Raw genomic sequence first — 15430 nt, forward strand, 5'->3', positions numbered from 1 at the left:
GCCCAACGTACCATAGAAAAACTAACCGAACTCTGTGGAAGAGTTCTCGATCTATTCACCGAACATGAATGCCGAAACTACCTCCGACATTGCGGATACCGCTACAAATAAACGTTGACGAGACTAATTGCTAACCTCTCATCACCTATCTCTATTTTCTTGCCAGCTTTGCGGCGGTCGTGATCGCCGCGACCATGCCGGTCGCTTCGGCAGTTCCTTGCCAGGCGCGATCGAAGGCAGTGCCGTGGGCCACGCTGGTGCGGACGATGGGTAAGCCCAGGGTAATGTTCACAGCTCGGTGCATTCCGAGGAGTTTCAGCGCGATGTGACCCTGGTCGTGGTACATGGCTACAATCGCATCGAATTCGCCGTCGCGGGCGCGGACCATGAGCGTATCGGTGGGAAATGGCCCTGTTGCGTTGATCCCCGCTGCTTGAGCCTGATCGACGGCTGGAGAGATGATCCGCGATTCCTCGTCGCCAAACAGACCCGATTCGCCGCCGTGGGGATTCAGTGCACACACTCCAATTCTGGGTGCGGCAAGTCCAAAGCCCTCGTGCATCACCTGTTGGGCGAGGTGACACTTCTCGACGATTGCCGTCGACGACAGGTTTGCAAACACGTCACTCAGTGCCATGTGCAGCGTCACATGCACCACTCCCAAGCCGGCAGGACTGTTGGGCAACTCTTGCGGCGGCAGGTAGAGCATCATCGCGAAATCCGTGACGCCACACCGCTCGGCCAGTAGTTCGGTGTGCCCCGGATAGAAATGACCCGCCGCGTGCAAGGCCGCCTTGCTCAAGGGGGCAGTTACGATCCCGTCGAATCGCCCGGCGAGCGTCTCGTCGATTGCACGGATCAGAGCCTCGTAAGCGGCTTGTCCTGTACGGGGATCCACAGTGCCTTGTGCCACGGACAACACGTTGTCGTCGCCGATAGGTAAGCAGGGCATCGTCGCAGGCCCCGACTCACAGTTGTCCTCGACCACTTCTGTTTTTGCACCAAGCAACTCCACGGCCTGCTGCATGATTTGGGGATGTCCGAGTACCACCGGCCGAGAAAACGCGTGAATCCGCGGGTCAGACCACGCGCGGACGATCACCTCTGGACCGATGCCCGCGGCATCTCCCATGGTGATTGCTAGTCGTTTCTTCTCTGTTGCCATAGCGAGATTCTAACAAGCCGCTTGAAGCTTAGCGACCGCCGCCCAGCAACCGCCCTACCCGACCAGCCACGGGATCAACCCAGCGGCGCACCGTGGCCGGCTTGATGAACGACAGGTTGGCAATCAACATCGCCAGGCCGAAGGTGATCATGCCCATGAAGAGGGCGATCCCTCCGTGAACGAACACCGCCATCCATAAGACCAATGGCCGGGTGTACCGATTCCACACTAATGCGCAGTAGAACAATTCCCAGAAAAGCGCGACATGCGTCGCGAGTGCGATCAGCACGGGATAGTTGCCGATCCAGGTCATGTCGATCGACTGATATTCCTGGTTTGCTAAGGCCCACCAGACGGCGGTTCCCGCGTGCCAGTTCTCTCCTGTGAGTTTGGCAAGCCCCGAGAAAAGATAGATGATACAGAGATGGATTTGCAGCAACCGTATCGCTAGGTTGGCCGCCGTACTGGGGGCGACTTCTTGAGTGTCACCTCTTCGGAGTCGCCGCACACTGTCAAGCGAATATCGCGCACCGCAGGGGCCAAGCATAAGATACATCGCCAACATGCAGTTGATCTTATCGAGGCCAAAGAATGCCCCCGGGCTCACCCGATGGGCATAAGACACGGCAAACAGAAACCCCAGAACCGCCATTGTGCGACTAAAGAGCCCCAACATCAGGCAGAAGAAAACGAGCAGGGCCACAATATGAACCGTCCACAGCAACCACACCGGCTTGATCCAGAAATAGACGCTCCACACCGACCACTGTTCGCCCTGGACTCGGCGGATGTATTCCACAGGGAGCCAACCCTCTTGCCCAAGGAAGGCTTGCAGATCAAGCGACCACACCAGATGCGTGTAAAACAGCATCGTCCCGGCCAACAGGCGAATCATCGAGAGCGTTGCGGGATCAACCGGGCGAAACCAAAAGCGGTTCCAGGCCTGCCAAGACTCGGCCACATAGCCGCGAGTATCGGAAAAGACTCCCATCAGCGGCCACTCCCTGGAATGGTGACGGCTGACTCGCCGGGAGGTGGCCCAACCTGGGCCCCGGCGGTCTCGTCGATGTTAGCCAGCACAAGTTTGGTCTGTGGAGCATCGAGCGGAGTGCCGTCCGCAACCTGCTGAGGTGAAAGCAACGCGTGGATGAGCCACTCCAAACGAATCGTCTGCCCACCATTCGCCTTGAGCAAATGCTGGGCATAATGGCGGCCCGATTCGGGTCCCATGTCACCCGTTTGAGCCGCGAGCATGAGGTGGCGATGATAGAACAAGCGGGGCCACTCCTGTTCGAGATCAGGAAACTGCCCCTCGGCTATCGTCTGCCCACCACTATCGCGAATCGTGTAGCGAATAATATTGCTCCCGCCAGGGTCGGGAGCGAAGAACTCGTAGCCATGGTTTAAATACATCAGGTTCAAATAGTGACGGAAAAAGCGGCGCAGGCCGCGCGGCACGATTGGCTCCTGCCAGACTTCACTATCGAGAGGAGGGAGCTGCGGTTGGCGCCCCAGACTGTCAGTCCCCGCCTGATACCCCGGCGGCAGCGCAGCCAGGGTAGAGAGATCCCAAGGCGCCGAAAAGACGGCCAGCACATGTAGCACTACCATAACACTGGCTAGAACGCGCCATGCCGGATGCCAGCCAATGTTGGTGTTTGAGCGAGCAGCATCCTGACGAGGAGCCTGCTGGGGCGGCTTCGCAGTCTGCTGGGACTCTCGCTTTTGGTCAAATTTCGCCATCGTCAACAATCGTTAAAAGTAGAGTCCCACGCAGCCATTGGCCGTGAAATAAATTGAACAAGTTTAAATAGGGTTAGAGTAGAAAGAGTGAAAACTTACATATTCCTTACAGGATGAAGTAGCCTAATGACAAAAAAGAAGCACAAAAAGTAGGGAACTGGCGAATCAGAGATTCACATTGGTTCTCCTCTGTGACCTGGAGATGTCCGCGTTTAGCTTCTTTTCGACTCCCTAGCAAAAGAAAAACCCCCACTCCGGTCAACACCGAAATGGGGGTTGTTTTAAGAAACTGAAGGCCAGTCGCTGACTCTACTTGGTCAACTGGGCCAAATTGTCGGCCAAATCTTCTGTTTGGTTATCGAAATTGAATGCTAGCTCGTAGGTTTGGCCACCCTCGATATCGAGGGTTTCCTCCCGCACGACGGGCTCACCATCAATCTCCATTTCCACCCGAATCGTGTAACCCGACCAGATCTGTCCGCTGACAAGTTTACTGGTTGAATAGCTACGACTGGTGCCGGTCTGCTCGGTTGGGGCGCCGGCCAGGTAGACCTTGGCCTCAGCAGGAACGGTCACTTTCAGCTCAGTCTTGGCTGGAATCGAGGCCACTTCAGCGGTGTTCTCAGTGCCAAACGAGAGGGCCAAATTGTCCCCGGCGGTGAGATTGACTGATTCCTCTTTGACGACAGGCTGGCCATCCACTTCGTACTCAACACGGAAGTTGTATCGATAGGTCTGTCCGGCCTTGAGGCCGTTGGAAACATAACTTCGCGAAGAACCTGTGCTGGTCGTGGCGTTGTCGTTGACAAAGACGCGAGCATCCGCTGGAAGCGAGACTTCAACGATCGCGCTGTCGGTGGAGTTGCTGGCCACCTCGGTCTCGACTCCCATTTCATAGGAGGTTGCGCCATAACTGCCTGAGCTTCCGTAGCTACCCGAGGAACCGTAGCTGCCTGAAGAGCCATAGCTGCCAGAGGAACCGTAGCTACCCGAACTGCCATAGCTTCCATAAGAACCGTAGCTGGCGCGTGCTGCGTGACGAGCAGCATGACGGGCATGGATTCTTCCGATGATCCCCACGCGGCCATAGCTTCCGTAACTACCACTTGAGCCATAGCTGCCGTAGCTCGCGGAGCTACCGTAACTTCCGTAGCTGGCTGACGAACCATAGGAGCCCCAACTCCCGTGGGACCATGCCATGGATTCGGTTGTCATTCCAGCGACCAAAGCCGCTGCCAACAACGCGATTTGCCACTGAAGATTGCTTACGTTTTTCATCACCCGTGTCTCCCAATATTCCAGTTATTTTGTTAAACCGACCCCAGGACGCAGTGCCTGCTAGCAAACTCCCAGGATAGCAGGCCGAGCGTTTAATTCAAGCAAGCTACGTAAAATTAACCTACTCTAGGGATTGGGTAGTTTTCTGGGATTCTGGCTCAATATCTCGTCGTTTTCCACGAATAGCAGGCGGTTTGCCTTGCCTGGAGGGAATTTGCGGAAGAGCGGGTCTCGGCACGGCCTACTTTTTCCCGGCCTCAAGCCTCACGTCGTCGATATCAAGCTTGCCCGTCCCACCCAGCAGTCCGAGTCGCAGAATGGCCTCACGGGTGGCAGACGGGATCTGCAGTCGGGCCTCTACAGTTTTCCAGTCAAAACTCCCCTGCCAGGGGCCGAGAATTTGGTTTTCGATCGCCGCGCGTCGATGGTCGTAGCAGGTCAAGACAATGGCCGGGATTTGATCGTGAGTGGGACCGGCCCGTAGGTCTTTCCCCCGGATCCGAGCTGAGAGTCGAACTGATCGCACTTTGCGACCATCGAGGGCCAGTCCCTGGAGTGCCCGGCTTGGCTCCCCCGATTGCGTGCTTTGGAAGGAGAGAAAGTTGTCGGAAGCGGAATCTAAGGTGGCTAGGTTGGCGGTGTCCTCCGTACGAACCTCGACATTTCTGAGATAGTGCCAACCCTCGGGGGTGCGATCTTTGCCGAGCACCCTTTTAAAGTCGCCGTTGGCAATCCCTGGGTTGGCGGGATCAGGGAGCACCAAGCGCGCGTCTTCGGCTTTGCCGGTCATTGGTACAAACAGGGTTGCCTGCAATGGCTCTTGGGTTAACTTGGCTTCTTGCTTGGAGACGCGGAGAAGATTTTGCTGATAGCGCTCGCCGATGGGTATGATCATCTGCCCTCCCTCGGCAAGTTGCTCGATCAGCGGCATAGGAATCGCCTCAGGCGAGCAGGTGACGATAATCTTATTGAACGGGGCAACCTCGGGCCAACCTTCATAGCCATCCCCCACGCGGACGTGCACATTGTCATATCCGAGACGGCGGAGAATCTGCTCGGCACGTCGACTCAGTCGAGGAACAATCTCGATCGTGTAAACCTCTTTTACCAATGGACTGAGCACTGCCGCTTGGTAGCCGCTCCCCGTGCCGATCTCCAATACACGGTCGGTGGGTTGCGGATTTAGCTGCGCCGTCATGTAGGCGACAACATACGGCGGAGAGATTGTCTGCTGATCCCCAATCGGCAGCGCCGCATCTAGATACGCCTGCGGAAGCCATTTTGCGGGAACGAATTCATGGCGAGGCGTGGTACGCATCGCTTGCAAAACACGAGCGTCCTTTACCCCGGCAGCTTCGATTTCTTCGGTCACCAATTTCTCTCGTAGTGCAGCAAAGTCTTGTGCTATGCTGACGGGTGCAGTTGCCGCGAGGATAAACCAAGTTATGAACAATTGCCGTCGCATGGTGTCTAATCAAACGAATTGAAAAGGAGGAAACGGTATGAACGGAGGAAGAGTCAAGAAGAATTAGAACACTGATTTGGCCGATTTACGCGGATTAAAGGAAATGTTTCTTCTGATCTGCGAAAAATCCGCTTTTGTCCGCGGCCTATTTCCTCCTATCCAAGATTATTCCCGCCGTCTTCGAAAAATAAAATCGTGACCAGCATGTCCCAATCCATTTCCGCCACTCGCCAAACTCTTCGTGCTGCGATGCCTGTTGCGCGGAATTGGGCCTATTTCGATCATGCCGCCGTGGCACCGATCACGCAACCCGCTGCGGAGGCGATGGCCAACTGGCTCGCGCAGGCTGCCGAGGATGGGGACACCGTCTGGCTCGATTGGGCGCGGCAAGTGGCCAAGGTCCGCACGAGTGCGGCCAGTTTGGTCGGGGCCGAGCCGGAGGAAATTGCTCTCCTGCCCAACACAACCGCCGGAATTAACTTGGTGGCCGAGGGGCTCGACTGGCGCAGTGGTGACAATGTAGTGACGCTCGCGGACGAGTTTCCCTCGAATCTTTACCCTTGGATGCAACTCAAACACCGCGGAGTTGAAACCCGACTAGTTCCCACGGATCAGGGGCGTGTTGATCCGGAAACTATTGCCGAGCATTGCGATGAGCGAACCCGCGTGGTGAGCGTCAGTTGGGTTTGTTACTCCAACGGCTGCCGTCGACCTCTGCGACCTATCGCTGACATCGCCCACCGATGCGGGGCCATGTTCTTTGTCGACGCGATACAGGGTTTAGGTGTCTTTCCGATAGATGTGGATGAAGACGGCATCGATGCCTTGGCGGCCGATGGTCACAAATGGCTCCTGGGTCCCGAGGGGGCTGGGATTGCTTACATTAGTCGCCGAACTCTCGACCAATTGCAACCGATTGGCATAGGCTGGAACAGTGTCGTGCATGGAGGAAATTTTAATCAGATCGAATTGAACTTGAAACCAACCGCGGCACGCTACGAAGGTGGCACACTCAACATGGCAGGCTTCATCGGCCTAGGAGCGAGTCTTGAGTTGCTTCTTTCGCTCGGTATTGAGAATGTCGCTGCCACTATCTTGGACATAACAGACCTCGCCTGCGAGAAACTGGCAGCCGCCGGGGCAAGGATCTGTTCACCTCGTAATGGAGAAGCCCGCTCGGGAATCGTTTCTTTCGAATTGCCTCAGTACGACCCCGATCGGTTCCGCAAATTCTGTCTGGATCAGGGAATTGCCCTAAACTGCCGCGCCGGCCGCTTGAGGCTGAGCGCTCACGCCTACAACACCGAAGAGGACTTGGAGCGATTGATTGCGGCAATAGAGCAATTCAAATCTGGCTAGCGTTGTGAACAATATTGCGACAGAATGGGTGGCAATTGGGCGTGTAGTCTGTCATTCCGAAGGGAGGCGCACGACCTGAGGAATCTGGGTAGACACATTGCTCGCAATTCATCCGTGAAGATTTTGGCGCCCAGATCCCTCTGGTCGCAGAACTCCCACCGGGATGACAATGAGTCGTGGCAAACTCTTTGGGACGACAAATTACTCTATCTTTTATTGAGGCTTCTCATGTCATCTCGTTGTGCGGTTTACACTGGTTCGTTTGACCCCATCTCACTCGGCCACCTGAATGTCATTGAGCGGAGCAGCCGACTCGTCGATGAATTGATTGTCGGCGTGGGTATCAACATCGAGAAGCAGTCGCTTTTCACGGCCGACGAGCGCGTCGCATTGCTCTCGCGTGTAACAGAGCATCTGCCGAACGTAATCGTAAAAACTTTCGCGGGGTTGGCCGTGCAGTTTGTCCGTGAATGTGACGCCCGCGTGATCATCCGCGGTATCCGGTCGCTTACTGATATGGAAACGGAATTTACCATGACCCTGGCCAACCGCAAACTTGACCCGGGTGTGGAGACAGTGTTCCTCATGGCCGACGACGAATTCTCGCACGTGTCCAGCAGTCTGATTAAGCAAATAACACCCTTGGCTGGGGATGAAGAGTTGGCTCGTTTTGTACCGCGCGAGATTGTTGGTGATTTGCGGAAGAAGCTGGCGGGGTGACAAGGCTGAAACCAGACTGTCGAGAGTCGAAGACCATGCTTGTGGTATTCGACAAAAGACCAACTCGCTTTCTGGGGGAATCATGCGTAAAATGAGGCGATCTCGCGGGTGGTTCACCTGCGAGCCCCGCCGCGACCCCGCAGAGAAAGCCCGCCGATGAGGAAGACTTCCGCTTCCAGTAAAGAGAGATTCGATGACTACCGCAGGGAGATGTTTGCTGGCGTCAAGTCGGATCAGGGGAAGAAACGACGAGAACGTTCCACTTGGGCGCTTGTTGCGAGCTTCTTTGAACTATTGCGTGGTCAACGGGCGGCTCTAGGGTTTGCCCTCGGCACTTTGACAATCTCTACGATCCTGGCCCTGATTCCCCCGGCAACGACCAAGATCGTCATTGAGAATGTGCTCGGTGACGAGCCTCTTCCGGCTAGCCTCGCAGAGTGGCTCCCCAGCGATCGCTGGTCATTACTCGTGGCCATCGTCGTAGGTGTGTTTGCGATCTCGGTGGTGCGGCTAGCGCTGCATGTCTGGGGACGTTGGCACGCCACGCGGGTGACCAAACTTTTACAATTGTCGATTCGTAAGAAAGTCTTCTCGCATGTGATGCGGCTTCCTCTGCATCGCGTGCAGGAACTCAAGTCAGGCGGCGCGGCCAGCATATTGCGGCAGGATGCCGGCAGCGTCGGCGAACTTGTGTTTGGCATGATTTACAACCCGTGGCGAGCGATTGTGCAACTGGTGGGGAGTCTGTGCGTACTAGCCTGGGTAGACTGGCGATTGCTACTGGGGGCAGTGCTAGTGATACCGCTGGTGATTGCGACCCACCGCATGTGGATCAGCAAGATTCGCCCGCAACATCGCCGCATTCGCGCAGAACGCGAAAAAGTCGATTCACTCGCCACCGAAGCCTTTGGCGGAATGCGGGTCGTGCGGGCCTTTGGCGGCCAGCGGGTCGAGACGAGCCGCATCATGCGCGGCAACCATCTCATGGGTCGCCAGGAGCTGTACTCCTGGTGGTGGATGCGGTGGATAGAAATCCTGTGGGAAATCCTCATGCCCTTGGCGAGTGGAGCGCTAATACTCTACGGTGGCTATCGGGTACTTGGTGGAGCCCTTTCGACTGGCGAATTAGTGATGTTTCTGGCGTATCTCTTGATGCTGTTGGGACCATTGGCGGTATTGGCCCAGAGTGCGGCGGAATTTCAGAACGGACTGGCAGGCCTCGACCGCATTCTGGATTTGCTTGAAGAACCGCGCGAGATATCTTCCACGGCCGCGACAAAGATCGAAAAGACAGAGGTGGAGGGAGGCATCACACTCGAGAACATATCGTTCAGTTACCCAGGGTCCGATGCCTTCGCGCTGGAAGGAATCAACTTGGAGATTGCTCCCCGCGAGATGATCGCGCTCGTGGGACCTAGTGGCGGGGGCAAGACAACGCTGTGCAATCTGGTCGCCAGATTCTATGAGCCGACCAGCGGACGGATTCTGCTTGATGGCCAGGACCTCGCTGATTTGGACATGGACAGCTATCGCCAACTCATCGGCATCGTCGAACAGGACGTGTTTCTGTTCGACGGCACCATTGCGGCCAACATCGCCTACGGCAATCGCCATGCAAGTGAAGAGGAAATCCGTCAGGCAGCCCAGGTGGCCAACGCGGCGGAGTTTATCGAGGTATTGCCCAATGGATATAACGCACTGATTGGCGAGCGAGGAGTCAAGCTCAGTGGCGGTCAGCGACAGCGAATCGCGATTGCCAGAGCAGTGTTGGCCGATCCCAAGATTTTGATTCTCGACGAAGCGACAAGTAATCTCGATACCGAGAGCGAGCGGACCATTCAAGCGGGTATAGCCAACCTGATGGCTAGCCGCACCTGTCTGGTAATCGCCCACCGCCTGAGCACGATCGCACATGCCGACCGGATTGTCGTACTCGAACACGGTCAGATTAGCGAGGTAGGCACACACGACGTGCTCATGGCTACCAACGGAAAATATCGGCGGATGGTGGACTTGCAGACCCAACCGCAGGAGAAAAAAGCCACGAAAGCCAATGCTAACTCGTCAATTTCACTTTGACGATCAAATCGGGAAGGGATAAGTTGAAAGACTCCTCCTCGGTCATCGGCAATTTGGGTAAACTGACAAAGATATCTTTCTCGTTCTACTATTCTCACCTAGCTGACGGTATTTTGCGGGGTCAATAAGTGGTCAATGGTTATGTTCAGGTGAGACTTTTCCTAGTTGTCCTGTTCACGCTGTTGTGCGATTGGTCGATCACACCCCGACTATTTGCTGCCAAGCCACTCAATGTTTTGATCATTTACGCAGATGACATGGGGTTTGGTGATCTGGCTTGCCAGAATTCTGATGCAAAACTCAGCACGCCGCATCTAGATCGGCTCGCTAGCCAGGGGATGAGGTTTACCGACGGCCATAGTTCTTCAGGAATTTGCTCACCAAGTCGGTTTGCTTTACTGACAGGACAGTATCATTGGCGTCGGCAGCACGACATCGTGAAAGAAATGGGTCCATCGATATTCCGGCAAGGTGACGTAACTATCGCTATGCTACTCCAGCAAGCAGGATATCGCACGGGCTGCATTGGAAAATGGCATTTGGGCTGGGATTGGAATGCATTGCTGAAACCGGGTGCCGAGAAAACCGACTTGAAAAACACCCCTGGAATGGCGAAGCCTTATCCCGTTTCAGCCTATGATTGGTCACAGCCCATTCCGTCAGGACCTTGTTCTGTGGGATTTGATTCTTATTTTGGCGATGGAACGATCAACTTTCCTCCGTACTGCTGGATTGAGAATGATCGCGTTGTAAAGGCACCCACGGAGACGATGACCGTGGATTACCTCCGTACCCGAAATCTACAAACTGGAGAGGGGAATTGGGAATTCCGGACCGGTCCCATGGTTGATGGTTGGAACCCCTATGAAGTGCTTCCTGCGATTGCCAAGAAGGGAGTCGAGTGGATTCATGATCAAAATGTCGAACATCCATTTTTCCTTTACTTCGCCCTCCCTTCGCCACACGCACCAATCATTCCCAATGACGAGTTCGTCGGCTCGACCAATGCCGGCGCCTACGGTGATTTCGTCTATCAAACTGATTGGGTGGTGGGCCAGTTGCTCCAAGCCATTGAAGAAAAAAAATTGGCGGACACTACCTTGGTCATCTTCACTTCCGACAATGGACCAGAACATTATGCATTCGACCGCTTACTTAAATACCAACATGCCAGTGCCGGAAATCTACGAGGGTTGAAGCGCGACGTCTGGGAGGGAGGTCACCGAGTACCGTTCATTGTACGCTGGCCAGGATGGATCAAGCCTGGAACGGTGACTGAAGCATTGGTCAGTCAAATCGATCTGTTCGCAACCATCTTATCTGCTGTCGATGTTGAATTACCCAAGCAGGTTGCAGTCGATAGTCACGACTTGATGCCATTACTTTTAGGAAAAGCACCATCCCAGCCGATTCGCGAATCACTGATCCACAATACCTATCCAAACAAGTGGGCAATCCGTTCCGGCGATTGGCTCTATATCAATGCCTCTTCAGGCGAGCACACCAAGTCACCAGAAGCCTACAACGATTCGCGCGGATACATCAAGTGCCGGACACCAGGCCTCTTGTTCAACCTGAAGCAGGATGTCGCACAGAGGCACAATCTTTATGCAGATCAACCTGAAATGGTGAACAGATTAAAGCAACTATTGGCTCAGCAACGTTCTGGGGCACGTACGGTGCTTGAATAGTGAAGCACAACCTTCGACTTGAAGGTTTTCTTTCTCGTTTTCGTTTGTCACGCTCACATTCCTCGGCAGTTTGTGAAAATCCATTCGCACATGCATCATTCAGTTTCCCCAAAGAACATCAAGTGCTGCCAGGGAAGGTCGTCGTATTCTTCGACGAGTCGGTAGCCATTGGGGGCGTACTCTCTGAGTATCTGCTCCTTACTCATCTTGTGCAGTGGCTTGATAGGCACATCGGGATCTTCCTCACGAAATTCAGCCAGGGCGATGCGTCCATTGGGCTTGAGACTCTTGCGGATCGCTGCGAGCATCTCGGCAGGGTGGGAGAATTCGTGATACACGTCAACTAGCAGGACCAAGTCAAATGTCTCGGCTGGTAGGCGGGGATCTACCTCGGTGCCGAGTACAGGCTCGATGTTCTCCAAGCCAACTGCCTCCGCCGCGGCACGGAGCATTCCGAGCATCTCGGGTTGGATGTCGACCGCGACGACACGCCCCTCCTCGCCGACCAACTCGGCGAGCTTCAAAGTATAAAACCCATTTCCACAGCCAAGGTCGCAGACTGTTTGCCCCGGTTTGAGATTCAGGGCTGCGAGCAGCTTTTCGCAGTCCTCTTCGCGCTGCCGAGATTCTCGAACAAGCCAAGGCGCCCCCAGGAAATGCATCGTAGTAGCTATCTCGCGACCGTAGTATTCCTTAGCAGGCTGCGCAAGCGCAGCTTCTTGAGCGTAAGCGTTCGCACAACCCACCAGCAGATTGAGAAGCATCAAGCCCTGCCCAATGGTTTGTTGTCGTCGAGCCATATTTCCAGATCAACTAGCTCGCGGCGGTGCGGGTGTCTACGCTTTCCAGATTGGGAACGGCGAAGGGGGTACGCTGCTTGGGGGAACGGAGGGTGTTGGCGGCATCGTTGCCGATGAACATCTCGTTCGTGGGGTCCAACTCAAGGGCCGCGCCTAAAGTGAGCACATCCTGGGAATCGATATCCACATCGTTGGCCCGCAGATGGCTCGCCATGCGGTCGAAAGAGTTAGCGAGTAATTCTCGCCCGGTGACAATTTCGGCAATTTCAGCAGTGGGTTTCTTCGTGCCCAACTGATGAGAGATACCCCCCATGAAGCAGAGGGAACTGGAGAGATGTCCTTCTTGAATTTCGGCGTTCAGTTCAGAGCGATTGCGGCTGGCGACCGCCTTAAGCCAATTGGCAAAATGTGATTCACTGGGGTCTTTCCACTGTTTGATTTGTTTTCCCTCATTGTCATAGGCTACGACGTCGTTGTAGGAACTACCTGCAACGACAAACCCTCCTTCACATTGCACTGCTGCCGCGATTTGCATCCCTCGATAGCGATCCATCGAATCGCCCCAGTTCTGCTGACCCGCTTTCGAATGGGGAAGCCCCCGAGTTTCGAAGATGAGCGGAGCTTCAGGATAGTCAAAATAAGCAATTTGCGTATTAGGCGTGTCGCCGGCGTCTTCGTAACCCAAACGACCACCAATACTCAGCACACGTGGGGCAAGTGTATCGACTCCCAGCATCCAACGGGCAACATCCATCTGATGAATGCCTTGATTGCCCATATCACCGTTTCCAGTGTTGAAATCCCAGTGCCAATCGTAGTGAAGGCTCGGGCGATAAATCTCTTTCATCTCGACAGGGCCACACCACAGATCGTAGTTTATCGAAGCAGGAATCTTCAGTGGCTGGTCTAGCTTGCCGATGCTGGGACGTGGCTTATAGCAGGTTCCCACGGCGTAGCGAATTTTACCCAGCTCTCCACTGCGTAAGTAATCGACAGCCTGCTTGATGCTGCGACTTGATCGGGCCTGCGTGCCACATTGAATAATGCGATCATACTTGCGAGCGGCCTGTACTACCTGGCGGCTCTCCCAGATATTATGGGCGATCGGCTTCTCGCAATAGACGTCCTTGCCCGCCTGAGCGGCGGCGACGGCTATCAGGGCATGAGTATGATTCGGCGTGGCAATTGATACAGCGTCGATGTCCTTTCTCTCTAGCAGGCGACGATAGTCGGAGAGTATGTCCACTTTACGGCCATGCTTTTCTTGGAACGTTGATTCGCTTTTGTGAAGCACATCTTCATCGACATCGCAAATGGCGACAACATTCTTTCCAAGTTCTCCAAGATGTGTCTTGCCCCGACCGTTTAGGCCGATCACTCCAACACGAATGTCGGCGGTCTCGGCAGCACGAGCAGAACTGATCCCAATTAGTCCCAAAGAAGCTGCCGTGGCGGCGGTCGATGTGATGAATTGACGTCTCGATACGGTCATGGGAAGAGAGCCTCCTGAAGAATGGATATGGAACAGATCCTCCCATTCTAGCAAAGTATGCGGCGGAGGGAAATCAGGCGATTTTTTGCAACTAGTGCTTTATTCGATAATCTCAAACGGAATCGTCGAATGCCCGATTTTGTTGCTGAGCTGATCGGTGATTGTCAGTCGCAGTTCATAGCTGCCCGGATAGATGCGTGTTGGCAGGGCCAGGCCGTATTGCATGTGAAAATCATGTCGTAGATTTTGACAGATGTCTTCGACTTCAGGGAATTGCGCCCCTTCGACATGTCGCCCATGGGGATCAACAACTTCGTAGCTGGTCGCCAGGGATGTGCGGAAACCCTTCTTAGTCGATTCGCTGCGAAAATTCTCGACCTCTGTGTAGAGGGTTACCTGGTCACCCGGTTTGAACCTGGTATCGGCGTGAGGTTCATAGAGTCCGTATCCGTCGACCGAGTCAGCGAACGTGAGGTTGCGAACTTGCAACGAAGCCAGTTCACCAAGTCGGGCTCGTGCCTGATCGAGATGAACCAAAGCCCCAGCAGCTCGCTGTTTCATGTCTGGCTGCCGCTCCGAATCGAGCAATGCTGAGATGGCAAACAATTGCTTAGACCAGTAGTCCTGTTCCGAGGCCGATGCTCCTGGGATTGGCTCTAGCGAATCTTCTTCTCGGCCTGCCGTCAGGAGCAACATTCTCAATCGCATATGTTCTTGAAGTTCGTCGGTGCTCCCTGGCAACGGCTTCACTTCTTGCTGCATTGCGGTAATCGCATCGGTGAGGTGATCTTGCCAGGCAAGTTGTGCTGGCTTAACCGCTGTCGTATGGCCAGCAGGCTCGATGGCAGATGATTGCTGGGTGTTTGGTAGAGCCGTCGTGTGGTTTGCCAAAATCGCGTTTTGAATCGGCAAGGAGGCAGATGGTTCTGCAACCTGGGGCTGAACGGGGCGTTGATGATTGGCGAATTGTGTCTGTCTTTCCTGTGCAAGCTCGGTACGCAACTGTTCAAGCTGCATCGTGGCAGGATTCAATGTGGTCTGATGGGTGATTGGATCGTGAGTGATTGGTGATATGCTGCGAGAGTGGCTGTCAGGCGGAACCGTCAATTGCCTTGCTTCTCGCGCTAGGAGTTCCTGTCGATAATTGAGTGCAGAACGAAACTGGCGCAGCACCATCGGCCACTCATCTTGTCGCGATTGCAGTAGTTCTTTACGCAGTTGTGCCTCTGCAGTGGCATCGAGGGCGATGTTGGAGCGGACCTCAGAAAGGAAGATGTTTAGCGCGGTCTCCTGGGCTGGGTCAGCAGGAGTCTCGTGTTTGGCCAAGGAAGTATAAGGATCAATTCTTAGGGCGGCAGATTCTTGGGACGGCGAGGCGGTCGCGACTTTTGGCGGAGCAACTTCGTCATGGGCAACCGCCGAAGATCGAACGTCCTGACGGGCGTGCCACGGTCCAGCACATCCGCTTGCAAGCAGCATCACCGTACAAGCGATCACTAGCATCTTGCAGGGCGAAGTCCTATTGTCAGTGGCTCGAATCATAATTCAGATATGACTACCGAAATTGACGGTTCGTAGCGAGCGTACATTTCCACTCGGCAGTCGCGTAGCTCTGGTAAGAAAAGTTGGGTAGAAAGG

General features: G+C 54.8%; 12 protein-coding genes. 4 read left to right on the forward strand and 8 right to left on the reverse strand.

All coding sequences use genetic code 11. The annotated features are described in order from the left end of the window. Window positions 1-151: 151 nt before the first annotated feature. From pdxA to Pla144_RS16025, 5 genes are all read right to left on the reverse strand, one after another. On the reverse strand, window positions 152-1165 hold the full coding sequence (gene pdxA / locus Pla144_RS16005; protein ID WP_146451712.1) for a 4-hydroxythreonine-4-phosphate dehydrogenase PdxA: 1014 nt from the start codon (window positions 1163-1165) through the stop codon (window positions 152-154). Between the two features lie 28 nt (window positions 1166-1193). After that, entirely contained in the window at window positions 1194-2156 is a 963-nt protein-coding gene (locus tag Pla144_RS16010; RefSeq protein WP_146451713.1) for an HTTM domain-containing protein, read from the reverse strand. Next, complete coding sequence (locus Pla144_RS16015) at window positions 2156-2908, reverse strand: hypothetical protein (protein ID WP_146451714.1); 753 nt, start codon at window positions 2906-2908, stop codon at window positions 2156-2158. The genes Pla144_RS16010 and Pla144_RS16015 overlap by 1 nt, the downstream gene beginning before the upstream one ends. A 309-nt stretch (window positions 2909-3217) precedes the next feature. Beyond that, the gene (locus Pla144_RS16020; protein WP_146451715.1) at window positions 3218-4186 is read right to left on the reverse strand and encodes a TIGR03000 domain-containing protein; all 969 of its coding nucleotides are present in this window, start codon (window positions 4184-4186) and stop codon (window positions 3218-3220) included. A 241-nt stretch (window positions 4187-4427) separates the two neighbouring features. Then, window positions 4428-5651 carry a protein-L-isoaspartate(D-aspartate) O-methyltransferase gene (locus Pla144_RS16025; protein WP_146451716.1) on the reverse strand — a complete coding sequence of 408 codons (1224 nt, stop codon included), beginning with the start codon at window positions 5649-5651 and terminating at the stop codon, window positions 4428-4430. Window positions 5652-5855: 204 nt separating this feature from the next. Here Pla144_RS16025 and Pla144_RS16030 point away from each other — a divergent pair, with 204 nt between their 5' ends. The 4 genes from Pla144_RS16030 (at window position 5856) to Pla144_RS16045 (ending at window position 11500) form a co-directional block, all read left to right on the forward strand. Next, entirely contained in the window at window positions 5856-7010 is a 1155-nt protein-coding gene (locus Pla144_RS16030; RefSeq protein ID WP_146451717.1) for an aminotransferase class V-fold PLP-dependent enzyme, read from the forward strand. 228 nt (window positions 7011-7238) lie between these two features. Further along, entirely contained in the window at window positions 7239-7730 is a 492-nt protein-coding gene (coaD, locus tag Pla144_RS16035; RefSeq protein ID WP_146451718.1) for a pantetheine-phosphate adenylyltransferase, read from the forward strand. Between the two features lie 156 nt (window positions 7731-7886). Beyond that, on the forward strand, window positions 7887-9809 hold the full coding sequence (locus Pla144_RS16040) for an ABC transporter ATP-binding protein (protein ID WP_146451719.1): 1923 nt from the start codon (window positions 7887-7889) through the stop codon (window positions 9807-9809). A 149-nt stretch (window positions 9810-9958) separates the two neighbouring features. Then, window positions 9959-11500, forward strand: coding sequence for a sulfatase family protein (locus Pla144_RS16045; RefSeq protein WP_231936406.1), 1542 nt, complete (start codon window positions 9959-9961; stop codon window positions 11498-11500). A 95-nt stretch (window positions 11501-11595) separates the two neighbouring features. Here the strand turns inward: Pla144_RS16045 and Pla144_RS16050 are convergent, their stop codons facing one another. The 3 genes from Pla144_RS16050 to Pla144_RS16060 form a co-directional block, all read right to left on the reverse strand. Next, window positions 11596-12300, reverse strand: coding sequence for a class I SAM-dependent methyltransferase (locus Pla144_RS16050; protein ID WP_146451721.1), 705 nt, complete (start codon window positions 12298-12300; stop codon window positions 11596-11598). A gap of 13 nt (window positions 12301-12313) precedes the next feature. After that, window positions 12314-13792, reverse strand: coding sequence for a Gfo/Idh/MocA family oxidoreductase (locus tag Pla144_RS16055; RefSeq protein ID WP_146451722.1), 1479 nt, complete (start codon window positions 13790-13792; stop codon window positions 12314-12316). A 99-nt stretch (window positions 13793-13891) separates the two neighbouring features. Then, window positions 13892-15289 carry a hypothetical protein gene (locus tag Pla144_RS16060; protein WP_146451723.1) on the reverse strand — a complete coding sequence of 466 codons (1398 nt, stop codon included), beginning with the start codon at window positions 15287-15289 and terminating at the stop codon, window positions 13892-13894. Window positions 15290-15430 lie beyond the last annotated feature (141 nt).

The organism is Bythopirellula polymerisocia, from assembly GCF_007860015.1.
GTDB classification, from domain to species: domain Bacteria; phylum Planctomycetota; class Planctomycetia; order Pirellulales; family Lacipirellulaceae; genus Bythopirellula; species Bythopirellula polymerisocia.